This window comes from Motiliproteus sp. SC1-56, assembly GCF_017309075.1.
GTDB lineage: Bacteria > Pseudomonadota > Gammaproteobacteria > Pseudomonadales > Balneatricaceae > Motiliproteus.
On record NZ_JAEMGS010000001.1, the window covers coordinates 156,833 to 180,180 of the forward strand.

Consider the following 23,348-nt stretch of genomic DNA (forward strand, 5'->3'; position numbering starts at 1 on the left):
ATGGTACCGAAATTGCACTAGCGGTACAAATAGAATGCGGCTCTATTGATATGCCTATCTCAAGGAAAACTACGGCATTTTGCCGGGATATAGCAGCGATCTTCAGCCAGCGTCGCCACGCAAAAAAAGATAGCTGGCCACCTGCCCGGCCCGCTTCTCGCGATGCAGCGTCCAGTTGGACGGAACCCGGGGCACACCCAGCTCCTGTTCCGCCTCCAGGTAGATGGCCGCGTCAGTCGCCAGGTATCCCTGGCTCTCCAGCAAGGCGCAACAGTCGGACAGCAGCCCCTGGCGGTAGGGAGGGTCAAGAAACACCAGGTCCCAGGGCCGTTCTGGCGGCTGCTGCAGCCACCCCGGCAGGGAGCCGGCCGCCACCTTGCAGTCCTGGGCCCCCAGCAGGGCGAGGTTAGCGCGCAGTTGCGCCGCTGCGGCAGGTGCCTGCTCAACGAAAGTGGCGTGGTCCGCGCCGCGAGAGAGCGCCTCCAGGCCCAGGGCGCCGCTGCCGGCAAACAGATCCAGGCAACGGGCGCCGGGAACCCAGGGCTGCAGCCAGTTGAACAGGGTTTCGCGGAGACGATCCGGGGTCGGGCGCAGCCCCGGCAGGTCGGGAAAGCTCAGCTTGCGGCCCCGCCAGTCGCCGCCGATGATTCGCAGCTGGTTAAGGGGGCGCGGTGCCCGGGGCCGGTTTTTTCGGGTCATCTGTCGATTCGCTCTGTTCTGCACGGTCGAGCCAGTCCAGGGCCCGCTGGGTCAGCGCCGAGGCTGACAGGGCCTCTATTCTAGCGACAAAGCCCGGCCAGTAGTCCAGAGGAAGCCGGTAAAAAGCCTGCACCCCCTGCTGGTAGGCGAACCCTTCGGGATCCTCCAGCCGCGCCTGCAGGTCACTCAGGAACTGCTGCTGCAAGCCCTCCAGTTGCCGTTCCGGCGCCGTCTCCAGACGCTGGCGCAGGGTCTTGAAGGCCGAGTCCGAGCTCCCCTGCAGCGGACGAATCCGCAGCCGACTGTGCAAGCCGCCGGGAATAAACTCCACTGCCGCCCGATCCTCAGCGAGGATTGTCAGCAGCCGGGCGGTCAACGCCGTTTCCGGATAGTCCGGGCTGTGCCGTCCGGGCAGGGCGAGACCGGGGCCGCGCTCCTCCGGCATCTCACTGCGCGCCGGCCAGGGTTCCCCAGCGGGCAGGCGCATCAGCGCCTGCTCCAGCGACGCCGGATTCAGCTCGGTGCCGCTCAGGCTCAGACTCAGTTGAGCGCGACTTAAAAGACGGCGATGCAGATTCGCAGCCTGCGCCGCCGCGTTCCCGCCGGTTTCAGTCAGGGCTTGAGCGGGCAACGCCCCCTGCAAGTAGCGCTGGGTACGCTGGCGCTCAAGCCGCGTTTGCCATTCGTTATCGGGCAGGGGAGCAGCCAGTGCCGACAGCGTGGATGCTAAATCCGCCGCACCCGGAAGCAGTACGGTCCAGCGATCCGGATAACGCAGGGCCTTGACCTCCGCGGGCAGGCGACCGGTCAGCTCCTGCAACACCGCGTACAGCCGCTGCGGCTTCGCTTCGGCTGGCAGCGCCAGGTTGATCAGCGTAGACGGCTGTTGCCGGTGGCGGCTGCTCCAGTAAACCGGTACCCCGGCCACCTCTGCGCGCTCCGTCGGCACCTCGGCCGCGGACCGACTGCCGGAATCGTCGTCAAGGTTTGCCAGCAGCGCGATGGCCAGGGTCACGGCCACCATCAGGATGTTCAACTGGCGACGGGAAAAGAGCGGTTTATCTCCAAACATTTAGGGCCTCGATCATCTCTGGGCCTTTATACCCCAGCAGACCCTCTATGGTAAGATCATCGGCTGTTTTGAGCCGGCGCCCGATCCCCAGGGCGGATGAGGCCGATCTTTTTAGCGTAAGAATGGATACAGACCCGATGAATGAGTTGATTCAGGCCCTCGGCGGCCCCGAAGTTTTTCCCTATGTGATGGGGGGGATCGCCCTGGTGATCGTTGTCGCCGCACTCTATTGGCTGACCTCGGGATCTGATGCCGAGGCCGGCTCAGAGCAGGCGGAGCAGGATCAGAAAGCCGGCGCCGAAACCAAGGAGCCAGCCGAGCCACAAGCCAAGGCCGAAGCGGAGCCTGTTCCCGGGGCCAAAGCAGAACCTGCGCCTGCACCGAGCACTGAGCCTGAGCCTGAGCCTGAGCTTAAGCATGAATCAACGCCCGAGCCGGTCGCCGAGCCCTTGTCCGAGGCGGCCCCGGAACCCAAGCCGGAGCCGGTAGCCGCACCCGAATCTGAGCCCGAATCTGAGCCCGAACCTGAGCCCGAACCTGAGCCCGAACCTGAAGCCGCGCCCGCGCCGGCCCCCGAGCCTGAACCGGCTCCTGTGCCCCAGACTGAACCTGCAGTCACCCCGAAAGCCCAGCCGGCACCCGAGCCCGAAGAGGCCCCGGAACAGCGCCAGGCGCGCCTGTTCGGTCGCATCAAGCAGGGGCTGAGCCGCACCAAGGCCAACCTGACCAGCGGCCTGGCCGATCTTTTCCTGGGCGCCAAGGAGATCGACGACGACCTGCTCGAGGAGATTGAAACCCAGCTGCTGATGGCGGATGTAGGCGTCGAGGCGACCACCGGGATCATCGAACGCCTGACCGAGCGCTGCGAACGCAGGCAGCTGGCCGACGCCGACGCCCTCTATGCCGCCCTCAAGCAGGAACTCGCCGGGCTGCTGGAAGAGAGCAGCGCGCCCCTGGCGATCGATTCGCAAAAAACGCCCTACGTCATCCTCATGGTGGGGGTTAACGGCGTGGGTAAAACCACCACCATCGGCAAGCTGGCCAAGCGCTTCCAGGCCGAGGGCCGCTCCGTGATGCTGGCCGCCGGGGATACCTTCCGCGCCGCCGCGGTGGAGCAGCTGCAGGTCTGGGGCGAGCGCAACCAGGTTCCGGTGGTCGCCCAGCACACCGGCGCCGACAGTGCCTCGGTGATTTTCGACGCCGTCCAGTCGGCCCAGTCCAAGGGGGTGGATGTGGTCATCGCCGACACCGCGGGTCGGCTGCAGAACAAGGCCAACCTGATGGCGGAGCTGGAGAAGGTGGTGCGGGTGATGCAAAAGCTCGACGCCAGCGCGCCCCACGAGGTGATGCTGGTGCTGGATGCCGGCACCGGCCAGAATGCCCTCAGCCAGGCGAGCCTCTTTTCCGAGGCGGTGGGTGTCAGCGGCATCACCCTGACCAAGCTGGACGGGACCGCCAAGGGCGGCATCATCTTCGCCATTGCCAAGCAGCTCAACCTGCCGATCCGCTTTATCGGTGTCGGTGAGCAGATCGACGACCTGCGGCCCTTCGACGCCGACGAGTTTGTCGAGGCCCTCTTCGACTGAGCCGAGCCGCCGTCCGATGATCGAGTTTGACAACGTCAGCCTGCGCTACCCCAACGGCTTCGAGGCGCTCAGCCAGGTGGACCTGCGCCTGGCGCGGGGGGAGATGGCGTTTCTGACCGGCCATTCCGGGGCCGGTAAGAGCTCGCTGCTCAAGCTTATCATGCTTATGGAGCGCCCCAGCCAGGGTCAACTGCGGGTCAATGGCCAGAACCTCAACCGCATGCCGGCGCGCAAGATTCCCTTCCACCGGCGCAAGATCGGCGTAATCCACCAGAATCACCAACTGCTGTTTGACCGCACCGCCTTCGACAACGTGGCCCTGCCGCTGCTGATCGCCGGCTACGAACGGGACGCCATCGGCCGCCGGGTACGCGCCGCCCTGGCCAAGGTGGGCCTGCTGGAAAAGGAGAAGTTCAACCCCATCCAGCTCTCCAGCGGCGAGCAGCAGCGGGTCGGCATCGCCCGGGCCATCGTCAACAAGCCTCAGCTGCTGCTGGCGGACGAACCCACCGGCAACCTGGACCCGCGACTCTCGGCGGAGATCATGGGGCTCTTCCACCAGTTCAACCAGGTGGGGGTCACGGTGCTGGTAGCCAGCCATGACCTGGCGCTGATCTCCCGGCTTCCGCACCGGGTCATCACCTTGCAGAAGGGGCGCGTTCACCATGGCTGAACCGACCGTCAAACGCCCCGCCCCCCAGGGCGCCAGCAGTCAGCGGGTCAGCTGGCAGGACCGGGGCCGCAGCTACCTGCATCACCATCGGCAGGTGGCCGCCGAGAGCCTGCGCCGGTTGCGCACCGCCCCCCTCAACAGCCTGATGACCCTGCTGGTAATGGCCATTGCACTCTCCCTGCCGGGCCTGCTCTACGTGGGGCTGAGCAATGCCCAGTCGCTGAGCCACCAGTGGCAGGGGGAAGGACAGATCAGCCTCTACCTGCAACCAGGCCTGGATTCCGCCGCCGGGGAGGACCTGGCCCAACAGCTGCGCGCCAACGCTCAGGTGGAAACGCTCAGCTACCTTTCACCCGACGATGCGTTGGCCGAATTCCAGCAATTCTCAGGCTTCGGTGAAGCCCTGGACCAGCTCCAGGCAAACCCGCTGCCGGCGGTCATCCTGGTCACCCCCAGTCCGGAGTACCGACGCCAGCCTGCCCTGGAGCAACTGCGCCAGCTGCTGGGTTCGGTGGACGGCGTCGCCGAGGCGCAGAGCGACCAGGCCTGGGTCGCCCGCCTGAACCAGATCATTGCCCTGGGCGAGCGCATTACCGGGCTCCTCGCCGTGCTGCTGGCCACCGCCGTGGTGCTGGTGGTGGGCAACACCATTCGCCTGGAAATTGAGAACCGGCGCGAAGAGATCCTGGTGGTGAAGCTGGTCGGCGGCACCGACGCCTTCGTGCGCCGTCCCTTTCTTTACAGCGGTTTCTGCTACGGGCTTTTTTCCGGTGTACTGGCCTGGGGCCTGATCCTGGCCGGACTCTGGCTGCTGTCCGAACCCGTGGGAGCACTGGTCAGCCTTTACGAAGGCAGCTTCGCCCCGGCCGGTTTCGGTCCCCTGCCAGGGCTGGTGCTGGTGTTCATCAGCGCCCTGATGGGAGTCCTTGGCGCCTGGATCGCCGTGGTTCGCCACCTGCACGCCATCGAGCCACGTTAGTCGATCAGAGCGGCGCCCGCTCGCGGCCACCAGGCGCTGACCAAGCCGCCCCGGAGAGGAGTTCCCGCGCAAGTGCACATACCCGACCGGTTGCGTAGGACATGCCCCGTAAGTAAAATGGTCCGCTTTGGCGCCTGTGCTATGCTGCTTTTTGCGTTGCGGCATGGGGCCGGCGCAAAACGGACACGCAACACCGAAACGCCTTTGGAACGGAGACATTGATGGGTACCAGCCTGCAGCCTACGGACCTGATGAGCCCCGGACGCAACCTCGAGGGTTACGTTCAGGCGGTGAGCGCCATTCCGGTGCTGAGTGCCGAGGAAGAGCGGGCTCTGGCCGACCGCCTCTACCACGAACAGGACCTGGAGTCAGCACGGCTGCTGGTCATGTCGCACCTGCGCTTCGTGGTCCATATCGCCAAAAGCTACTCCGGCTATGGTCTCTCCCAGGCTGACCTCATTCAGGAAGGCAACGTGGGCCTGATGAAGGCGGTGAAGCGCTTCAATCCCACCGTGGGCGTCCGCCTGGTCTCGTTCGCCGTGCACTGGATCAAGGCCGAGATGCACGAGTTCATCCTGCGCAACTGGCGCATCGTCAAAGTCGCCACCACCAAGGCGCAGCGCAAGATGTTCTTCAACCTGCGCAGCGCCAAAAAGCGCCTTGCCTGGCTGACCAGCGCCGAGGTGGACGCGGTGGCCGAGGACCTGGGTGTCGAGCCCAGGGTGGTGCGCGAGATGGAGGGACGCCTCAGCTCCCAGGACACGCCTTTTGATCACGGCGTTGACGACGACGATGACCAGGCCTTTAAGGCGCCCGCCTATTACCTGGAGGACAAGCGTTCAGACCCGGCCCGCCTGCTGGAAGACGCCCAGTGGGACGAGACCTCCAGCCAGCGCCTGCGCCAGGCCATCGGCAACCTGGACGAACGCAGCCAGAATATCCTGGCCCAACGCTGGCTGCAGGAGGAGAAGGCGACGCTTCACCAGCTGGCGGCCCAGTACCAGGTCTCTGCCGAACGTATTCGGCAGCTGGAAAAGAATGCCATGAAGAAAGTCAGGGCGGTTCTGGAAGCCTGAGCCCGGCTTTTAAGCCATCGCCGCTCTGCGGCGGCCACGGAAGTGCCCCCATGGTGCAACGCTCCCCCTCCCGATTTCTGCTTGTCACCGCAGCGCTGCTGGGCGCTTGCGGCGTCGCCCTGGGCGCTTTCGGCGCCCACGCGCTGCGCGGGCACTTAACCCCCGCCGCGCTCGCAACCTTCGATACCGCCACCCGTTACCTGGCCTACCACGCCCTGGCGCTGCTGGGCGTAGGAATTCTGGCTGAAGTGAAAGGCTGGTGCGGGCTGCGGCTGGCAGGCACGTTGCTGGCGGCCGGGACCGGTATTTTTACCGGCAGTTTGTATATACTCAGCCTCACAGAGGTCCGCTGGGTGGCATGGCTGACGCCCCTGGGAGGGCTGGCGCTGATCGCCGGCTGGCTGGTGTTGGCGCGGGCCCTGTTCCGACAAGCGGGGACAACAGGCAAATGATCGAAATCGAACTCAATGGCGAACGCCAGTCGGTGGCCGCCGGCAGCACCGTACTGGACCTGATCACGACACTGGGCCTTACAGAACGCCGCATCGCGGTGGAATACAACCTGGAAATTCTGCCTCGTAGTGAGCATGGCAACACCACCCTGTCCCCGTTGGACCGGGTGGAGATCGTCCATGCCATCGGCGGCGGCTGAACCGGGCAAGCAACCCCAACAAGGGCAAAGCAGGTATGAGCGAAGAGCACCTGGAGCAACCGCTGGTTATCGCCGGACAGACCTTTCAGTCACGGCTGTTGGTCGGCACCGGCAAGTACAAGGACCTGGATGAGACTGGCGCGGCGATCGAGGCCAGCGGCGCAGAGATCGTCACCGTGGCCGTGCGCCGCACCAATATCGGCCAGAATCCCGGCGAACCCAACCTGCTGGACGTGGTTTCACCCGAACGCTACACCCTGCTCCCCAATACCGCCGGCTGCTACAGCGCCCGGGACGCGGTGCGCACCTGCAAGCTGGCCCGCGAGCTCCTGGACGGTCACGATCTGGTGAAGCTGGAAGTGCTGGGCGACGAGAAGACCCTGTTTCCCAACGTCACCGAGACCCTGGTGGCAGCCCGCGAGCTCATCGACGACGGTTTCAAGGTCATGGTCTACACCAGCGACGACCCCATTATCGCCAAGGAGCTCGAAGCCATGGGCTGCGTGGCGGTCATGCCACTGGGGTCGCTGATCGGCTCCGGCCTGGGTATTCGCAACCCCTACAATATCCGCCTGATCTTGGAAAACGCCAAGGTCCCCGTCCTGGTCGACGCTGGCGTGGGCACCGCCTCCGATGCGGCCATCGCCATGGAACTGGGGTGTGACGGGGTGCTGATGAATACCGCGATCGCCGCGGCGCAAAAGCCGGTGCTCATGGCCTCGGCCATGAAGAAGGCGGTGGAAGCGGGCCGCGAAGCCTACCTGGCCGGCCGCATGCCGCGAAAACTCTACGCCAGCGCGTCCTCCCCCTTGGACGGCACGATTGTCTGAGGTGTTACACCGCTCCGGGGGCTTTGCGGAAACGCCCCCTGGCGGGCCCCACAGCCACCCCTTTTAAGGAAGAGTCGATTTTGTCTGAACAGCTTCAACGGACACTGCACTCGCTGCTTCAACAAAACAGCGGGCTGCTCAAGGGCATCCAGCACGGCATCGAAAAGGAGGGCTTGCGGGTCGACACCACAGGCCGGGTCTCCCAACGTGAGCACCCTCGGGGCCTGGGCAAGGCGCTCACCCACAGCCGCATCACCACGGACTACTCCGAGGCCCTGCTGGAGTTCATCACGCCGGTGTTCAGCGATATCGACCAGGCGCTTCATTACCTGGAAGAGTTGCACCGCTTCAGCTTCGAGCAGCTGGATTCGGAGCTGATCTGGGCGGCGAGCATGCCGCCCAGCCTCAACGGCCCCGAAGACATTCCCATCGCCGAGTACGGCAGCTCCAACATCGGCCGTCTCAAGCACATTTACCGGGTGGGGCTGGAGCACCGCTACGGGCGGGTGATGCAGTCCATTGCCGGGATCCACTACAACTTCTCCCTGCCTGCCGAGTTCTGGCCCCATTACCAAGCGGTCAAGGGCGATTCCGGAACCAGCCTGCAGGACCTGCGTTCCAACGCCTACTTTGCACTGATCCGCAATTTCCGCCGCTTTTCCTGGCTGCTGATCTACCTTTTCGGCGCCTCACCGGCCCTGAGTCGCTCTTTTGTCGAAGGCGACAGCCAGGGCCTGCTCAGCCACGGGGAACAGACCCTTTACGGCCCCCACGCCACCAGCCTGCGGATGAGCGACCTGGGATACTCCAACCAGGCCCAGTCACAGCTCAACATCTGTTACAACACGCTGGACAACTACGCCAAAACGCTCGCCCAGGCGATCACCACCCCCTACCCGCCCTACCAGCAGATCGGGGTCCGGGTAGACGGCGAGTACCGTCAGCTCAACACCAACCTGTTGCAGATTGAGAACGAGTACTACAGCGATATTCGGCCCAAGCGAGTGACCCACTCCGGCGAGAAGCCGCTCCAGGCGCTGAATGCCCGCGGGGTGGAATACGTGGAGGTGCGCAGCCTGGATATCAACCCCTTCCTGCCGGTGGGACTGGACGCCGAACAGGCACGGTTCCTGGACTGCTTCCTGGTTTACTGCCTGTTGCTGGAGTCCGGTGAGATCGACGATAGCGAATGCGCGCGGATAAAAGAGAACCACGCCCGCGTTGTGCGCCGGGGGCGCCAGCCCGGTCTGGAACTCCAGCTCGTAGAAGGTAAGCGCTCGCTATCAGAATGGGGGTTATCGCTGCTGGATGCGCTGCTGCCGGTGGCCGAGGAGCTGGACCGGGCCGAGCACCGCGCCTGCCACACCAAGGCGGTGATTGCACAACGTGAAAAGTTGCTCGATCCGGAGGCAACACCTTCGGGCCAGGTGCTGCAAGAGCTGCAGCGGGAAAACCTGTCCTACGATGAGTTCGCCCTGAAAAAATCACTGCAGCACCGCGAACGGCTCCGTGAGCAGGCGCTCAGTGCCGTCTGCCGGCAGGAGCTGGATCGGCTCACCGCCCGCTCGCAGGCCGACCAGGCAGCACTGGAAGCGGCCGCGCAGCCGCCTTTCGATGAATTCCTCAGGAACTACCTGCAGAGCTGAACGCCTCGACAGCGTCAGCTCTGCACCACGAAACTGGTAAACAGCAGGTCGCCGACCATTTCGTAGCCCTGCTGGCCATACTCCTCCACCAGGATCTCGCGCACCGCTTCCAGCGCCTGCCGTCGAATCTGCTCGCGCCCGGCGGCAGAGTTGACGCTGTCGTCGTTCTGGCGACTGAGCAGGAACACCAGGTTATTGCGGATATTGGGCTGGTGCAGTTTCACCTTGGCCTCGGCCTCGCGGCTGGTCACCTTGATAGAGACCTCCGCTTTCAGGTACTTGAGCGGGCCGGGACCGCCGTAGTTGGTGATAAACGGCGGCTGCAGCTCAATATACTCGACGTAGGCGCCACCCCCTTGCTGGGCAAGAACCGGCAGGGCGGACACCAGCAGCAGCGCCGCCAGCAGCAGTCGTTTCAACATCATATAGACCTCGCAGGGTTACAACGATCGCAGCAAGTTTAAGGCGATTCAGTATATAACGGCCTGCCTGCAAAGGGCTATCCTAGCCCGCCCCTAAGCGGTTGCCATCGATTGGGGCTTGGCGCTAGTATTGATCCCCATCCATCATCACGATAATGAGGCAAGGAGCTCAACCATGCTGGAACAATGCCGCGACGCCAAAGAACGCTGGGGCGGTGTCAGCGATCTGATCGACCGCTGGCTGCAGGAGCGCCAGGACCTGTTGAGCCTTTTTGTCAGCCTGCCGCAACAATCGATCCGCGAAGACGTGATCGGCACCCTCAGCCGCTTCAGCGAGATTCTGGTGGATTACGTTTCATCCTGGCACTTCGGCCTCTATGAGCACCTGCTGGCAGAAGCCGATGAATTCAATGATGGCGGCCTGGAACTGGCCAAGGAGCTGGATCCGCGGGTACGCGCCAGCACGGACGAAGTGCTCAACTTCAACGACCGCTATTCGAACATCGACAGCCTCAGCGTGCAGGAAGTCTGTCACTTGAGCGAAGACCTCTCCAAGCTGGGCGAGGTGTTGGCCGAACGCTTCGAGTTGGAAGACCAGTTGATCGAGCGCCTGCACACCGCCCACAAGGACCGCGTCTGACCCCCGGCCCGATGCGGCCCGGCGCTGCGGCCCTCGCGGCCTTCCTGAGCCTTGGGCTCGGGGGGTGCGGGGTTGACTCCCCCGACGCACAGGTCGAATTCGCCGTACAGGGCGCCTACAGCGGCACCATCTCTCCCCAGTCCCGCTACGCGTTTATCGGCTCCATTCAGCATGGCGGCAGCCTGTGGGATGTGCAGCAGCGCGAGCGCCTCTACAACTGGAATCACCAGGAAGGGGCTTATTCCAACCTGGTGGCCGCGGACTTCTCGCCGGACGGCGACTATGCGGTCACCGCCGGCCAACGCGACCTGGTGCTCTGGGAGGTCAGCTCCGGCCTCGCCCAGGGGTTCTGGAACGCCCCCGGCGGCATTCAGGACGTCGCCCTGGCCGCTGACGGCAGCTTCGCCCTCCTGGGCCTGGACGATCATACGGCGGTCTATTTCGACATCAAGAACGGCGGAGTCCGACAGACCTTCTTTCACGAGGGGCCGGTCCGCGCGGTGGACCTCAGCGACGACGGTCAGCTGGCATTGACCGGCGGCGACGACAACCTGGCGCGCCTCTGGGATCTCAGCCGGGGCGCAGAGCTGCTCAGCGTGGGCCACGGCAACGGGGTCAACACGGTGGCCCTTGCTCCCAACGGACGCTACGCCTTCAGCGCCGGGCAGCTGGACAAGGCGGTGATCTGGGACACCTCCTCCGGTGAGATTCTGCAGACATTGTCGGGGCCGGCGACCTTTGCCTCACAACGACTGACCTACACCGCCGCCCGGTTTTCCCCGGCCAGCGACCGGCTGCTTACCGGCAGCAGCGCGGGCCTGATTCAGCTCTGGGATATCCGCTCCGGTGAGGAGCTGCGGCGCTGGAAGGCGCACCTACGCGACCCCTTCCGCCCCACCGGGGCCACCATCTACGGGCTCGGCTTTGGCGATAACGGCCGCTTCTACGCCCTCGCCTCCAACGGCTATCTCAACATCCTGAGATAGCGCGAGCACCTCCCACCGCGGCACAGGCCTGCGTATCCGGCAACGGCCGGATACGCCCCTCCGGATCGATCGCCACCTGCACCAGCTCGGCCTCGGTGATCTTGCGGGCGCCGCTGCCGTCGGGACACTGGCCCCAGACTTCCACGCAGATACGCATGGAGCTGCTGCCGGTTTCAATTATTCGGGTATAGAAGCTCAACAGGGTGCCAATCAGCACCGGCGAGACAAAGTCCATGGCGCCGATGGAGACAGTGGCGATCCGGCCTTGGGCGCGACGCGCGGCGCGGATCTCGGCCGCAGTGGTTATCTGCGCGGCGAGCCAGCCGCCATAAATGTCGCCAAAGGTATTGGTGTCGCGGGCGGTGGCCGGCAACTGCAGGGTCAGCTCGCCTTCCGGAGCGAGGGTTTCATCGTGGCCCATTATTTTTTTTCTCTAGGCTAGGGAAGTTCAGGGCGGAGGATCATAACACAGCCGCCTCTTCTCCTTCATCGGCGCCGATCAGCGTTTTTTTAGCAGCTTTAACCTAACTGTCATACAGGGCCCCTATAGTCGCTTCCAGAACAAGTCGCTTCCAGAACAAGTCGCTTCCAGAACATGCCCGGAAGGCAAAACCTCAAGACCTCAGGAGAAGTCCATGAACGCGAAAAAACTGCTGGCCGCCGTCGCCCTGACCACCACCGGCCTGACTACCGGCGCCCAGGCCTCCGAATTGTTGGCCCCCAACCTGCCCACCTACACCAAGGCAAGCGGTGTTTCGGGCAACCTTTCCAGCGTGGGTTCCGACACCCTGGCCAACCTGATGACCCTGTGGGCCGAAGAGTTCAAGCGCAACTACCCCAACGTCAACGTCCAGATTCAGGCCGCCGGCTCCTCCACCGCTCCCCCCGCGCTGACCGAGGGAACCTCCAACATGGGCCCCATGAGCCGCAAGATGAAAGACAAGGAGCTGGAAGCCTTTGAGAAGCGCTTCGGCTACAAGCCCACCGCCATTCCGGTGGCCATCGACGCCCTGGCGGTGTTCGTCCACAAGGACAACCCGATCAAGGGCATGTCCCTGGCCGAGGTCGACGCGGTCTTTTCCAGCACCCGTAAGTGCGGTTACGAGCGCGACGCTACCAAGTGGGGCGACCTGGGTATCCAGGGCAGCCTGGGTAACCAGGATATTCAGCTCTACGGCCGCAACTCCGTCTCCGGCACCTACGGCTACTTCAAGAGCAAGGCCCTGTGCAAGGGTGACTTCAAGAACAGCGTGAATGAGCAGCCCGGCTCCGCCTCCGTGGTGCAGTCCGTCTCCACCTCCATCAACGGCATCGGCTACTCCGGTATCGGCTACAAGACCTCCAGCGTCCGCGCCCTGCCGCTGGCCAAGAAGGGTGACGATTACATCGAGGCGTCCCCCGAGATGGCTGCCACCGGCAAGTACCCGCTTTCTCGGTTCCTCTACGTCTACGTGAACAAGGCGCCCAACAAGCCCCTGGCGCCCCTGGAGCGCGAGTTCATCAAGATGGTGATGTCCAAGACCGGCCAGGAAGTGGTGGTCAAGGATGGCTACATTCCGCTGCCCAAGAGCGTGGTGGACAAGACCCTGGCCGCCATTCAGTAACAGTTTCCGGTTCATGGATGAACGGGGGAGCGGGATGCTCCCCTTTTTCGTTTCCGCCCCGCCTCGCGACGAGTCCGTCTGCATAGCCGTCTGGACCGTCAGCTATGCTGTGCGGCTTCGTGACGGTCTCGTGTCACCCAGATGACAGCCTGTCATACAACTGTCACAGAGTAGCGATAACCTAGCGGCATGAATAAGCCAGTGACCTTTTCCGCCCCCGACCTTCAGTTCGACACCCCGGCCGCGGCCCGCCTGCGCCGGGTGCGTCGCTTCAAGGATCAATTGACCACCGCCTCCGTGGGCATCGGTGGCGTCAGCGTGATCATCGCCATCATGCTGATTTTTATCTACCTCCTCTACGAGGTGTTGCCGCTGTTCGAGTCCGCCTCCATCGAGCCCTGGCAGCAGCAGAGCGGCGCGGTGGCCGCCTACGCCCGCCCCGGCGACGAGGCAGATACCCTGTACCTGGGGGTGGAGGAGCAGAACGAGGTGGCGATGCGCCTCGACACCGAGGGCCAGGCCTACTTCTTCGACGTGACCAGCGGCGAGCTGATCGAACAGATCGAGGTGGGACTGAGCGAGGCCCCGGTGGGCGCCTTCGCCCTCAACTCAGACCATAGCCAGCTGTTCGCCCTGGGCCACGCCGATGGCACCCTGACGGTGGCCAAGCACCACTACAAGGTGACCTACCCCAACGATGTAAGGCTGATTACCCCCCAGCTCCAGTATCCCTACGGGGAGACCGCGCTGGCGCTGAGTCCGGCCCTGAGCCAGATCGACCAACTGGCCTTCCGTGACGGCGAGGAGCGAATGAGCGCCGTGGCCCTGGACGGCAAAGCGCTGCACCTGACCCGTTTCAGCAAGGAAGAGAACTTCATCACAGAGGAAATCGAGATCAGTAGCGAGCACTACGCGCTGCCCCGGCTGCCGCACCCGGTGGATAAGCTGCTGATCAGCCCCGACCAACGCTGGCTCTACGCGGTGGGGCCCCAGGGCCAGTTGACCCCGGTGGACCTGCGCGACCCGCAAGAGCCGCTGCTGCATGCGACCGAGCAAGCAACCACCGGCAGGATCGCGTCGGTAGCCTTTCTGCTGGGCGGAAATTCCCTGTTGGTGGGCGATGATCAGGGGACGGTCAGCCAATGGTTCCTGGTGCGGGACGACAGCAACGAATACCACCTGCAGAAAATACGCAGCTTCGACGGCACCCGTGGGCAACCCGCGAGCCTGATCGTTCCCGAGCAACGGCGCAAGGGGTTCGTGGTGGCCGAGGGCGGGCACAGCGTCAGCTTCTACAACGCCACCGCCCATAACAAGGTGCTGAGCGCCGACCTCGGCAGCGCCACCATCACCCGCATGACAATCTCACCCCGGGCCAACGGACTGCTGCTGGAAACCGACGATCACCGCATGAGCTTCTGGCGGGTCAACAACGAGCACCCCGAGGTCTCCTGGTCCGCCCTCTGGGAAAAGGTCTGGTACGAGGGCTACCAGGAACCGGAGTTCGTGTGGCAGTCCTCGGCCTCCACCAACGACTTCGAGCCCAAGTACAGCTTGGCCCCCCTGGCCTTCGGCACCCTCAAGGCGGCCTTTTACGCCATGCTGCTGGCGACCCCGCTGGCGATCGCCGGCGCCATCTACACGGCCTATTTCATGGCCCCGGGATTACGGCGCAAGATCAAGCCCTTTATCGAGCTGATGGAGGCGCTGCCCACGGTCATCCTGGGCTTTCTGGCCGGTCTCTGGCTGGCCCCCTTCGTGGAAGACCGACTGGCCAGCATCTTCACCATTCTGCTGCTGGTACCGGTGGGCATCCTGGTGTTCGCCTACCTCTGGAGCAGGGCGCCCAAGGCGTTGCGCTGGCTGGTGCCAGACGGCTGGGACGCGGCCCTGCTGATCCCGGTGATCGTGCTCCTGACCCTGGCCTGCATGCCCCTGGCCGAGCAGGTAGAAGCGCTGCTCTTCGGCGGCGACATGCGTACCTACATTACCAACGAGCTGGGCATCAGCTTTGACCAGCGCAACGCCCTGGTGGTGGGGCTGGCCATGGGCTTCGCGGTGATTCCCACCATTTTTTCCATCACCGAGGACGCCATCTTCAGCGTGCCCAAGCACCTCAGTAACGGCTCCCTGGCGCTGGGCGCGACCCCCTGGCAGACCCTGTCGCGGGTGGTGCTGCCCACCGCCAGCCCCGGGATCTTCTCGGCGGTGATGATCGGCATGGGCCGCGCCGTGGGCGAGACCATGATCGTCCTGATGGCCACCGGCAACACCCCGATCATGGACGTCAACATCTTCGAGGGTATGCGTACCCTGGCGGCCAACATCGCCGTGGAGATGCCCGAATCCGAAGTCGGCAGCTCCCACTTCCGCATCCTGTTCCTGGCGGCCCTGGTGCTGTTCCTGTTCACCTTCGTGGTCAACACCCTGGCCGAGCTGATCCGCCAGCGCCTGCGACGCAAGTACGGCTCGCTCTAGGTTTCGGTGCGGACGACGTTTTGGTTCAGGTTAAGTTTTAAGGTTTTTGACGATGAACACTTCTTTCAACGACTGGTTCAGGTCCGGCGCCCCCTGGGTCTGGCTGACCGGCGGCGCCGTCGCCATCAACGTGATCATGGTGGCCGGCCTGCTGATCCTGATCGCCTGGCGCGGGCTGGGTCACTTCTGGCCCGCGGATATTCTCCAGGCGCACTACCAGGTTCCTAACAGTGAAGCCGTGCGCGTGATCGGCGAAGTGGCGGACACGGAGCGGGTGCCGGCCGAGCAGCTGCGCCAGGCCGGCGTGCCGGTGCCCGAGGGCACCGAGACCATGGCCCGTCACCTGCTCAAGGTGGGTAACCGCGACGTTACCGGCCTTGATTTCCAGTGGGCGCTCAAGGACAACCTCGAAGAGGTCCAGTACCCTGAACGCCTGTTTGCCGCCGAACGGCGCGAGTGGGGCAACTTCTACGGTTACCTGCGCGGGCTGAAACAGGACGGCGAGGAGGTGGCCCGGTTTGACCCGGCCACGGACGACGACGCCGACTACGAGCAGCTGTGGAACGATTTCCTGCAGCGGGTCGAGCGCGCCCTGTCGATTCACGAACAGATCAAGACGATCGAAAAAGGTGACATCGGCGCCATCAACTACGAGCTGGAGCGCCTGCGCCTCAAGGAGCGCCGCCATGAACTCGACGGCGACCTGACCCCACAGGTCCAGGCCGACATCCAGAGCCAGCGCGATGAACTCAACCGCCGCTACGAGGGGCTGCAGGGCGAGCTCACCGAGCTTTACCGCGCCTTCAACCGCGACCACTACCTAGCCGAGGTAGCCAACGGCCGCGAAATGGAAATAGCGGTCAGCCACGTGGTGCGGGCCTACCGGCCCAACGCCATGGGAATGGTCGACAAGGCCGGCCACTACCTGTCCAAGCTGTGGGAGTTTCTCAGCGACGAGCCCCGCGAGGCCAACACCGAGGGCGGGGTCTTCCCGGCCATCTTCGGCACCGTGATGATGGTGCTGCTGATGTCGATCATGGTGACCCCCTTCGGCGTCATCGCCGCGGTCTACCTGCGCGAATACGCACGCCAAGGTCCGCTCACGCGACTGATCCGCATCGCCGTCAACAACCTGGCAGGGGTGCCCTCCATCGTTTACGGGGTGTTCGGGCTGGGCTTTTTCATCTACTTCCTGGGTGGCACCATCGACCCGCTGTTCTTCCCCGAGGCACTGCCGTCACCCACCTTCGGCACCCCCGGGTTGATGTGGGCGTCCCTGACCCTGGCCCTGCTGACCGTGCCAGTGGTGATCGTCGCCACCGAGGAGGGGCTGGCGCGGATTCCCCGCGCCGTGCGCGAGGGCAGCCTGGCCCTCGGCGCCACCAAGGCCGAGACCCTGTGGAAAGTGGTACTGCCCATGGCCAGCCCGGCCATGATGACCGGGGTGATCCTGGCGGTGGCCCGCGCCGCCGGCGAGGTGGCTCCCCTGATGCTGGTAGGCGTGGTCAAGCTGGCCCCCTCCCTGCCCCTGGACACTAACTACCCTTACATTCACCTGGACCAGAAGTTCATGCACCTGGGCTTTCATATCTACGACGTGGGCTTCCAGAGTCCCAACGTGGAAGCCGCCCGCCCCCTGGTCTATGCCACGGCCCTGCTGCTGGTGGTGGTAATCGCCCTGCTGAACCTGACCGCAGTGGCGATCCGCAACCGCCTGCGGGAGAAGTACAAGGCCCTTGAGCACTGATGCGAGCTGAATCATGACGACTGCAACTGCTGATATGACCAACGCGACCAAGACCACCGCAACAACCGCACCCAGGGCCCACGGGGTAAGCCTTGACGCCCTGCCCCAGGGGCGCGAAACCCTCTCCCTGGAGCGGGAGCATATCGCCCTGGAGGTGCGCGACCTCAACCTGCATTACGGCGAGAAGCAGGCCCTGCACGGGATCAACATGGATATCCCGAAGAACCGGGTCACCGCCTTCATCGGCCCGAGCGGCTGCGGCAAGTCCACCCTGCTGCGCTGCTTCAACCGCATGAACGACCTGGTGGACGGTTGCCGGGTTGACGGCCAGATCCTGCTCGAGGGCAGCAACATCTACGACCGCAGCGTGGAGGTGGCGGACCTGCGCCGCCGGGTGGGCATGGTGTTCCAGAAGCCCAACCCCTTTCCCAAGAGCATCTACGAGAACGTCGCCTACGGCCTGCGCATCCAGGGGGTGAAGAAGAAGCGCCTGATCGACGAGACCGTGGAGTGGGCGCTGCGCTCGGCCGCCCTCTGGGACGAGGTCAAGGACCGTCTCCACGAGAGCGCCCTGGGCATGTCCGGCGGTCAGCAGCAGCGGCTGGTGATCGCCCGCACCATCGCGGTCAAGCCCGAGGTGCTGCTGCTGGACGAGCCGGCCTCGGCCCTGGACCCGATCTCGACCCTGAAAATCGAGGAGCTGATCCACGAGTTGAAGCAGAACTTCACCATCGTCATCGTCACCCACAACATGCAGCAGGCGGCCCGCGTCTCCGATTACACCGCCTTTATGTACATGGGTGATCTGATCGAGTTCGGGGACACCGACTCCCTCTTCACCACCCCCGGCAAGAAGCAGACCGAAGACTACATCACCGGTCGTTACGGTTAAGGAAGCAAACCATGGAATTTCAGAAAGACGCCCACACCGACCATATCTCGCGCCAGTTCAACGAGGAGCTGGAAGGAATCAAGAGCCACCTGATGACCATGGGCGGCATCGTCGAGAAGCAGCTGCAGGATGCCGTCACCGCCCTGCTGGACGGCGATTCCGAGCTGGCCGAGCGGGCCCGGCAGTCGGACAAGCTGATCAACGCCTGGGAGGTGGAGATCGAGGAGCAGTGCACCCAGATCATCGCCCGCCGCCAGCCGGCGGCCAGCGACCTGCGACTGATCATGGCGGTGAGCCGGGCGGTGAACGACCTGGAGCGGGTCGGCGACGAGGCGGCCCGCATCGCCCAGCAGGCCGCCAAACTGGCCGCCGAAGGTGAGTCCCCCCGGGGCTACTCAGAGACCCGCCACATCAGCGGCCTGATCCGCGAGATGCTGAACGGCTCGCTCACCGCCTTTGCCCGCTATGACACGGACCTTGCCTACAAGGTGGCCAAGATGGACCGGGACGTGGACGACGAATACAAGAGCGCCATGCGCGCGCTCGCCACTTACATGATGGAGGACCCGCGCAGTATCAGCCGTATCCTCAATATCATCTGGGTGCTGCGCAGCCTGGAGCGGATCGGCGACCACGCCCGCAACATCTGCCAGCACCTGATCTACCTGGTCAAGGGCATCAACGTCAGCCACGCCTCCCTCAAGGAGATCAAGGCGACCCTCAGGGATTAGGCTCCGGCGGCAAGCTGGGGCCAAGCCACTGACAGCTGACACCTGAACCACCCCGGTAAAACGAAAAGGGCCGCCTCGATGGCGGCCCTTTTGTGTCTGCGCTAAGCGCTTTTGTGTCTGTTATGGGGCACTTAGAGGCTCTTGGAGACCGTCAGCACCAGGCGCTCTTCGGCCCAGTTGCCGAACAGGTCCTCACCGTCGCTGTCGGTATCGAAGTAGCTCAGGTCGAGGTCGAGCCCGGCCAGGGTGGTGGCGACGCCCAGTTGCCAGTCGGTGTAGCTGTCGGGGTTGCCGCTGCCGGTGAGGTCGTTGTCGAAATCGTAGTAACCGACGTGGGCGCTGACGCTGAAGCCGGTGCTGCCGATCTCGCGCCCGTAGCCCAGGCTGTAGTAGATACCGTCCTCGTCGGCGTTAAAGACATCGTTGGAGTAGTTGATACTGGCGCTGAAGGCGTCAAAGCCCAGACTCAGGTAGAACTCGGTCCAGTCCAGGTCCGCGTCCGTGCCGGGGTAGCGGTAGTGAATGACCCCCACGTCGGCGCTGATGCCCTCAATCTCGGTGGCGTAGCCGCCATAAAGATCCAGCTCCATATCCGCGGGATCATCGACCCCTTCGTCGAAGTCCACGTTGGACCCCCAGACACCCGCGTAGAGACCGCTGTCGTGGCTGTAATCAAAGCCGCCCTGGACGGCCATGTCTTCGTCGGACTGGGACACCCCGCGCCAGACGTAGTCGGTAGTCAAGGCGACATTGCCGCTGACGTCGGCCTGTGCCGTTACGGCGCAAGCCAGTAGCGCCGGCAGGAAAGGAATGGATTTAGTGGCTTTCATAGGCATTCTCCTTGGGGCGTCCGGTCTCTGCCCGGCTGCCTGCAGTTGAGTGGATTCTCCCATGGGATGAATCACAAACTGTGCCAAAAAGTTAATACCTATAATATTCCGACAGTTACCTTAAATACCTGAATTTACTCTCTTGTTGCGGTGCACCATAGTGGCGCTGACTGCACTGATCCGGGGCTGGCGCAGGCCTGTGATGTAGTCCAGATCAGAGGGGCTGGAGCTTGGCATAGCCGACCACCAGCCACTTGCTGCCCTCGCTGTCAAAGTTCACCTGCACCCGGGCATTGCTGCCCTGCCCTTCGTAATTGAGCACCGTGCCCTCGCCGAACACGCCGTGCAGCACCCGTTGGCCGAGGCTGAGCCCGGTCTCGGGCACCTCGCTGCCGCCGAACAGGCTGCTTTCCCGGCGCGGGCTGGGCCGGTTGAAGCTCACCGGCCGCGAGAACTGGCTGCGCAGGCGAACCTCTTCGAGCAGGGATTCGGGAATCTCGCGGATAAAGCGCGAGGGCGCGTTGTAATTGTCCTGCCCGTGCAGCCGGCGGGATTCGGCATAGGTGATATAGAGTTTCTCCATCGCCCGGGTGATTCCCACGTAGCAGAGGCGGCGCTCCTCCTCGAGCCGGGTGGGGTCTTCCATGGACATCTTGTGGGGGAAGAGCCCCTCTTCCACCCCGGCCAGGAACACCAGCGGGAACTCCAGCCCCTTGGCCGAGTGCAGGGTCATCAGCTGCACGCTGTCCTCGAACTCGTCGGCCTGGGCGTCGCCGGCATCCAGCGCCGCCTGGTCGAGAAAAGCGGCCAGCACCGGCACGTCCTGCTGCTCCTCGTTGCGCTCCCACTGATTGGCGAACTGGCGAGCGGCGCTCACCAGCTCCTCCAGGTTCTCAATCCGCGACTGGGCCTTCTCGCCCTTTTCCTTGAGATGGTGCTCGATCAGGCCACTGTGCTTGATCACGTGCTCGGTCTGCTCGTGCAGGGGCAGACCCTCGGTTTCATCGTCCAGCCGCGAGATGAGCTGGGCGAAGGCGTTGAGCGCATTGCTGGCCCGTCCCGGCAGCAGCTTCAGCTCCACCACTTCGTTCAGCGCCTGCCACAGGCTGATGCCCTGATCACGGGCGTGCTGACGCACCACCTCCACCGTCTTGGTGCCGATGGCCCGGGCCGGCACGTTGATAATCCGCTCGATGGCGCTGTCGTCGAGGCGGTTCTGCACCAGGCGCAGGTAGGAGAGGGCGTTCTTGATCTCCAGGCGCTCGTAGAAGCGCTGGCCGCCGTAGATGCGATACGGCACCCCGGCGCGAATCAGGGCCTCCTCCAGCACCCGCGACTGGGCGTTGGAGCGGTAAAGAATGGCGCTGCTGGCGCGAGCGTTGCCCTTGTTGACCCAGCTCTCGATGGTATCGACGATAAAGCGCGCCTCGTCCTGCTCGTTGAAGCCCGCGTAGAGGGAGATGGGGTCACCGTCTGCTCCCTGGGTCCAGAGCTCCTTGCCCAGACGCCCCTGGTTGTTGGCGATCAGGGTGTTGGCGGCGCGAAGGATGGTGCCGGTGGAGCGGTAGTTCTGCTCCAGGCGCACCACCTGGGTGTCGGGGTGGTCCTGGCTGAACTGCTGAATATTCTCGATCTTGGCCCCGCGCCAGCCGTAGATGGACTGGTCGTCATCGCCCACCACCATCAGCTTGCTCTGGTTGCCGGCCAGCACCCGCAGCCAGGCGTACTGTATGTCGTTGGTATCCTGGAACTCGTCCACCAGGATGTGCCGAAAGCGCTCCTGGTAGTGGGCCAGGATCTCGGGCTTGTTGAGCCAGAGTTCGTGGGCGCGCAGAAGAAGCTCGCCGAAGTCCACCAGGCTCGAGCGCTGGCAGGTCTCCTCGTAGTAGCGGTAGAAGTCGATCTGGGTCCGCTGGTAGGGGTCGCCGAAATGCTCGATATGACGCGCCCGCCGCCCCTCGTCCTTCTGGGCGTTGATGTACCACTGCAGCTGCTTGGGCTGCCAGCGGTTCTCGTCCAGGTTCATCTCTTTCATCAACCGCTTGATCAGCCGCAGCTGATCGTCCGAGTCTAGGATCTGGAAATTCTCCTGCAGCTCGGCATCAGCCCAGTGGGCCCGCAGCAGGCGGTGGGCCAGACCGTGGAAGGTGCCCACCCACATGCCGAAGGGGTTGATCCCCAGCATCTCCTCGATGCGCCCGCGCATCTCCCGCGCCGCCTTGTTGGTAAAGGTGACGGCCATGATGCCGTGGGGCGAAACCCGCTCGGCGTGAATCAGCCAGGCAATGCGGTGCACCAGCACCCGGGTCTTGCCGCTGCCGGCCCCGGCCAGCACCAGCAGGTTGACGGGCGGAGCGGCCACGGCTTCGCGCTGGGCTTCGTTAAGGGGGTCGAGAATGGGGGATACATCCATAGGGCCGTCCGAGTGTCGCGGTGAGAAAAATGCGGAGGGAGATTATACCAGTGCGCAGCGCGCTAAGCAGGGGGCGGTTGATCGCAACCGCGGCCCCCGCCCCGGCAACCTAGGCTGTTGGCAGGTGGCTGGGCCGTGCGATGTGGTTGAGCAAGATCCGCTTCAACACGTCCGGGTCCTTCACCACCTGCTCACCCTCGTAGCGGGTCTCCTCCAGGCCATACTGGCTGATCAGGCGCGAGAGCCAGAAGCGCATGGCGGCGGTACGGATCAGTATCGGCCAGGCCTGGTGCTCGCCGGGAGTAAAGGGACGCACCCCGTTATAAGCCTGGAGCAGGGCCTGCAGCCGCTGTGGATCAAAGGCACTGTCCTCGCCGATACACCAGTCGTTGGCCACGATAGCCAGATCATAGAGCAGGTAGCCGGTGCAGGCGTTGTAGAGATCGATAATGGCGCTCAGCCGCCCCGCGTCGAAGAGGGCGTTGTCGTGAAACAGATCGCCGTGAATCACCCCCTGGGGCAGATCCAGCGACTGCTCGCGCAGGTGGTCGAACAGCGCCACCTCCTGTTGCAGCAACGCCGCGTCGTCGGCGCTCAGGTGGGCGGCGACGTTGTGCGACTCCCGCCGCCACCAGAACACGCCGCGATGGGCCTGGCGGGTGATGAAGAAGTCACGCCCGGCCACGTGGAAACGGCCCAGAGCTTCGCCGATCTGGGCACAGTGCTCGGGACCGGGATTAACGAGACTGCGGCCCGCAAAGCGCGGCAGCAACAGTGCCGGGCGTCGGGCCAGGGTCTTGAGGGCGATGCCGTGGCGGTCCTTCAGCGGCGCCGGAACCGGCAGGCCGCGCTCGGCCAGGTAGGCTGTCAGCTCGACGAAGAAGGGCATCTCATCCTGGGACAGCTCCTCGAACAGGGTGAGGACGAAGCGCCTTGTCTGGCCGTCTTGGAGGGTATCGACGAAGTAGTTGGTGTTCTCGATGCCCCCTTCGATCCCCTCGAACCGGGCCAGCTCCCCGAGGGAATAGTCGCTTAGAAAAGCCTCAAGGGTTGCCCGCTCGAGCTGAGTGTATACCGCCATTGACTACCACCTGAACGAATGACTACCACCTGAACAAAACCCACTTGGGCACCAGCAACTGGGAGCGATCAAGGCGAATATAGCCGTCGTGCCCCTCGGACGGGACGAGATAGTAAGGTTTGCCGTTCTTGGGGACAACCTTGATCTCCTGGATCTCGCCGTTGATCCGGTACTCGTACCACACCTCCCCGTTTTCCCCCGGGCGAATGCGAATGTCCTCCGGCTGGTCGTGGTTGGCGCCAAAGGTCAGCGGGGCGCCCAGCGCCAGGGCCAGGGTGAAGAGCAGAACGAGGGGTTTGGCAGTCATCGCG

Annotated in this window: 23 protein-coding genes; 15 read left to right on the plus strand and 8 right to left on the minus strand. The window is 64.0% G+C overall.

Going from position 1 to position 23,348, the window contains the following annotated elements; genetic code table 11:
• Positions 1-102: 102 nt before the first annotated feature.
• Positions 103-699, minus strand: a complete 597-nt coding sequence (gene rsmD, locus JGZ97_RS00790; RefSeq protein WP_207060691.1) for a 16S rRNA (guanine(966)-N(2))-methyltransferase RsmD — start codon at positions 697-699, stop codon at positions 103-105.
• Positions 659-1,771, minus strand: coding sequence for a hypothetical protein (locus tag JGZ97_RS00795; RefSeq protein WP_207060692.1), 1,113 nt, complete (start codon positions 1,769-1,771; stop codon positions 659-661). The genes rsmD and JGZ97_RS00795 overlap by 41 nt, the downstream gene beginning before the upstream one ends.
• Before the next feature lie 137 nt (positions 1,772-1,908).
• Here JGZ97_RS00795 and ftsY point away from each other — a divergent pair, with 137 nt between their 5' ends.
• From ftsY to gshA, 8 genes are all read left to right on the plus strand, one after another.
• A complete protein-coding gene (gene ftsY / locus JGZ97_RS00800; protein WP_242521443.1) occupies positions 1,909-3,357 on the plus strand; it encodes a signal recognition particle-docking protein FtsY in 1,449 nt (482 codons plus the stop codon).
• Positions 3,358-3,373: 16 nt separating this feature from the next.
• Positions 3,374-4,030: a cell division ATP-binding protein FtsE gene (ftsE, locus tag JGZ97_RS00805; protein ID WP_207060693.1), complete on the plus strand. Its 657-nt coding sequence runs from the start codon at positions 3,374-3,376 to the stop codon at positions 4,028-4,030.
• Entirely contained in the window at positions 4,023-5,009 is a 987-nt protein-coding gene (gene ftsX / locus JGZ97_RS00810) for a permease-like cell division protein FtsX (RefSeq protein WP_207060694.1), read from the plus strand. The genes ftsE and ftsX overlap by 8 nt, the downstream gene beginning before the upstream one ends.
• Positions 5,010-5,230: 221 nt before the next feature.
• Positions 5,231-6,085 carry an RNA polymerase sigma factor RpoH gene (rpoH, locus tag JGZ97_RS00815; RefSeq protein WP_207060695.1) on the plus strand — a complete coding sequence of 285 codons (855 nt, stop codon included), beginning with the start codon at positions 5,231-5,233 and terminating at the stop codon, positions 6,083-6,085.
• A gap of 50 nt (positions 6,086-6,135) precedes the next feature.
• Complete coding sequence (locus JGZ97_RS00820; RefSeq protein ID WP_207060696.1) at positions 6,136-6,537, plus strand: DUF423 domain-containing protein; 402 nt, start codon at positions 6,136-6,138, stop codon at positions 6,535-6,537.
• A complete protein-coding gene (thiS, locus tag JGZ97_RS00825) occupies positions 6,537-6,737 on the plus strand; it encodes a sulfur carrier protein ThiS (RefSeq protein ID WP_207060901.1) in 201 nt (66 codons plus the stop codon). The genes JGZ97_RS00820 and thiS overlap by 1 nt, the downstream gene beginning before the upstream one ends.
• Positions 6,738-6,772: 35 nt before the next feature.
• Positions 6,773-7,567, plus strand: a complete 795-nt coding sequence (locus tag JGZ97_RS00830) for a thiazole synthase (RefSeq protein WP_207060697.1) — start codon at positions 6,773-6,775, stop codon at positions 7,565-7,567.
• An 80-nt stretch (positions 7,568-7,647) separates the two neighbouring features.
• The gene (gene gshA / locus JGZ97_RS00835; protein WP_207060698.1) at positions 7,648-9,213 is read left to right on the plus strand and encodes a glutamate--cysteine ligase; all 1,566 of its coding nucleotides are present in this window, start codon (positions 7,648-7,650) and stop codon (positions 9,211-9,213) included.
• Positions 9,214-9,227: 14 nt separating this feature from the next.
• Here the strand turns inward: gshA and JGZ97_RS00840 are convergent, their stop codons facing one another.
• Positions 9,228-9,635: a flagellar basal body-associated FliL family protein gene (locus tag JGZ97_RS00840; protein ID WP_207060699.1), complete on the minus strand. Its 408-nt coding sequence runs from the start codon at positions 9,633-9,635 to the stop codon at positions 9,228-9,230.
• A gap of 175 nt (positions 9,636-9,810) precedes the next feature.
• On the opposite strand from JGZ97_RS00840, the gene rsd reads away from it, so the two are divergent.
• Positions 9,811-10,275, plus strand: a complete 465-nt coding sequence (gene rsd / locus JGZ97_RS00845) for a sigma D regulator (RefSeq protein WP_207060700.1) — start codon at positions 9,811-9,813, stop codon at positions 10,273-10,275.
• Positions 10,276-10,286: 11 nt separating this feature from the next.
• Positions 10,287-11,261: a WD40 repeat domain-containing protein gene (locus JGZ97_RS00850; RefSeq protein WP_207060701.1), complete on the plus strand. Its 975-nt coding sequence runs from the start codon at positions 10,287-10,289 to the stop codon at positions 11,259-11,261.
• On the opposite strand, the gene JGZ97_RS00855 is transcribed toward JGZ97_RS00850, so the two are convergent.
• Positions 11,245-11,682: an acyl-CoA thioesterase gene (locus JGZ97_RS00855; RefSeq protein WP_207060702.1), complete on the minus strand. Its 438-nt coding sequence runs from the start codon at positions 11,680-11,682 to the stop codon at positions 11,245-11,247. The genes JGZ97_RS00850 and JGZ97_RS00855 overlap by 17 nt on opposite strands.
• A gap of 214 nt (positions 11,683-11,896) precedes the next feature.
• Between JGZ97_RS00855 and JGZ97_RS00860 the strand changes: the two genes are divergently transcribed.
• The 5 genes from JGZ97_RS00860 (at position 11,897) to phoU (ending at position 18,713) form a co-directional block, all read left to right on the plus strand.
• Complete coding sequence (locus JGZ97_RS00860; protein WP_207060703.1) at positions 11,897-12,865, plus strand: PstS family phosphate ABC transporter substrate-binding protein; 969 nt, start codon at positions 11,897-11,899, stop codon at positions 12,863-12,865.
• Positions 12,866-13,054: 189 nt separating this feature from the next.
• Positions 13,055-15,343: an ABC transporter permease subunit gene (locus JGZ97_RS00865; RefSeq protein WP_207060704.1), complete on the plus strand. Its 2,289-nt coding sequence runs from the start codon at positions 13,055-13,057 to the stop codon at positions 15,341-15,343.
• A 52-nt stretch (positions 15,344-15,395) separates the two neighbouring features.
• The gene (pstA, locus tag JGZ97_RS00870; protein WP_207060705.1) at positions 15,396-17,090 is read left to right on the plus strand and encodes a phosphate ABC transporter permease PstA; all 1,695 of its coding nucleotides are present in this window, start codon (positions 15,396-15,398) and stop codon (positions 17,088-17,090) included.
• A 13-nt stretch (positions 17,091-17,103) separates the two neighbouring features.
• Positions 17,104-17,982 (plus strand): phosphate ABC transporter ATP-binding protein PstB, encoded by an 879-nt coding sequence (gene pstB / locus JGZ97_RS00875; RefSeq protein WP_242521445.1) that lies wholly within the window; start codon positions 17,104-17,106, stop codon positions 17,980-17,982.
• Positions 17,983-17,993: 11 nt separating this feature from the next.
• Positions 17,994-18,713, plus strand: a complete 720-nt coding sequence (gene phoU / locus JGZ97_RS00880) for a phosphate signaling complex protein PhoU (protein ID WP_207060706.1) — start codon at positions 17,994-17,996, stop codon at positions 18,711-18,713.
• 131 nt (positions 18,714-18,844) lie between these two features.
• Here the strand turns inward: phoU and JGZ97_RS00885 are convergent, their stop codons facing one another.
• The 4 genes from JGZ97_RS00885 to JGZ97_RS00900 form a co-directional block, all read right to left on the minus strand.
• The gene (locus JGZ97_RS00885; protein WP_207060707.1) at positions 18,845-19,543 is read right to left on the minus strand and encodes a TorF family putative porin; all 699 of its coding nucleotides are present in this window, start codon (positions 19,541-19,543) and stop codon (positions 18,845-18,847) included.
• Positions 19,544-19,757: 214 nt separating this feature from the next.
• On the minus strand, positions 19,758-21,956 hold the full coding sequence (uvrD, locus tag JGZ97_RS00890; protein ID WP_207060708.1) for a DNA helicase II: 2,199 nt from the start codon (positions 21,954-21,956) through the stop codon (positions 19,758-19,760).
• Between the two features lie 109 nt (positions 21,957-22,065).
• A complete protein-coding gene (locus JGZ97_RS00895) occupies positions 22,066-23,037 on the minus strand; it encodes a homoserine kinase (protein ID WP_207060709.1) in 972 nt (323 codons plus the stop codon).
• Between the two features lie 22 nt (positions 23,038-23,059).
• Positions 23,060-23,344 carry a DUF2782 domain-containing protein gene (locus tag JGZ97_RS00900; RefSeq protein WP_207060710.1) on the minus strand — a complete coding sequence of 95 codons (285 nt, stop codon included), beginning with the start codon at positions 23,342-23,344 and terminating at the stop codon, positions 23,060-23,062.
• Positions 23,345-23,348 lie beyond the last annotated feature (4 nt).

Bases quoted from the DNA above. Each gene is read 5' to 3' on its own strand.
- rsmD (WP_207060691.1), bottom strand. From the start codon at position 699: ATGACCCGAAAAAACCGGCCCCGGGCACCGCGCCCCCTTAACCAGCTG.
- JGZ97_RS00795 (WP_207060692.1), bottom strand. From the start codon at position 1,771: ATGTTTGGAGATAAACCGCTCTTTTCCCGTCGCCAGTTGAACATCCTG.
- ftsY (WP_242521443.1), top strand. From the start codon at position 1,909: ATGAATGAGTTGATTCAGGCCCTCGGCGGCCCCGAAGTTTTTCCCTAT.
- ftsE (WP_207060693.1), top strand. From the start codon at position 3,374: ATGATCGAGTTTGACAACGTCAGCCTGCGCTACCCCAACGGCTTCGAG.
- ftsX (WP_207060694.1), top strand. From the start codon at position 4,023: ATGGCTGAACCGACCGTCAAACGCCCCGCCCCCCAGGGCGCCAGCAGT.
- rpoH (WP_207060695.1), top strand. From the start codon at position 5,231: ATGGGTACCAGCCTGCAGCCTACGGACCTGATGAGCCCCGGACGCAAC.
- JGZ97_RS00820 (WP_207060696.1), top strand. From the start codon at position 6,136: ATGGTGCAACGCTCCCCCTCCCGATTTCTGCTTGTCACCGCAGCGCTG.
- JGZ97_RS00830 (WP_207060697.1), top strand. From the start codon at position 6,773: ATGAGCGAAGAGCACCTGGAGCAACCGCTGGTTATCGCCGGACAGACC.
- JGZ97_RS00840 (WP_207060699.1), bottom strand. From the start codon at position 9,635: ATGTTGAAACGACTGCTGCTGGCGGCGCTGCTGCTGGTGTCCGCCCTG.
- rsd (WP_207060700.1), top strand. From the start codon at position 9,811: ATGCTGGAACAATGCCGCGACGCCAAAGAACGCTGGGGCGGTGTCAGC.
- JGZ97_RS00850 (WP_207060701.1), top strand. From the start codon at position 10,287: ATGCGGCCCGGCGCTGCGGCCCTCGCGGCCTTCCTGAGCCTTGGGCTC.
- JGZ97_RS00855 (WP_207060702.1), bottom strand. From the start codon at position 11,682: ATGGGCCACGATGAAACCCTCGCTCCGGAAGGCGAGCTGACCCTGCAG.
- JGZ97_RS00860 (WP_207060703.1), top strand. From the start codon at position 11,897: ATGAACGCGAAAAAACTGCTGGCCGCCGTCGCCCTGACCACCACCGGC.
- JGZ97_RS00865 (WP_207060704.1), top strand. From the start codon at position 13,055: ATGAATAAGCCAGTGACCTTTTCCGCCCCCGACCTTCAGTTCGACACC.
- pstA (WP_207060705.1), top strand. From the start codon at position 15,396: ATGAACACTTCTTTCAACGACTGGTTCAGGTCCGGCGCCCCCTGGGTC.
- pstB (WP_242521445.1), top strand. From the start codon at position 17,104: ATGACGACTGCAACTGCTGATATGACCAACGCGACCAAGACCACCGCA.
- phoU (WP_207060706.1), top strand. From the start codon at position 17,994: ATGGAATTTCAGAAAGACGCCCACACCGACCATATCTCGCGCCAGTTC.
- JGZ97_RS00885 (WP_207060707.1), bottom strand. From the start codon at position 19,543: ATGAAAGCCACTAAATCCATTCCTTTCCTGCCGGCGCTACTGGCTTGC.
- uvrD (WP_207060708.1), bottom strand. From the start codon at position 21,956: ATGGATGTATCCCCCATTCTCGACCCCCTTAACGAAGCCCAGCGCGAA.
- JGZ97_RS00895 (WP_207060709.1), bottom strand. From the start codon at position 23,037: ATGGCGGTATACACTCAGCTCGAGCGGGCAACCCTTGAGGCTTTTCTA.
- JGZ97_RS00900 (WP_207060710.1), bottom strand. From the start codon at position 23,344: ATGACTGCCAAACCCCTCGTTCTGCTCTTCACCCTGGCCCTGGCGCTG.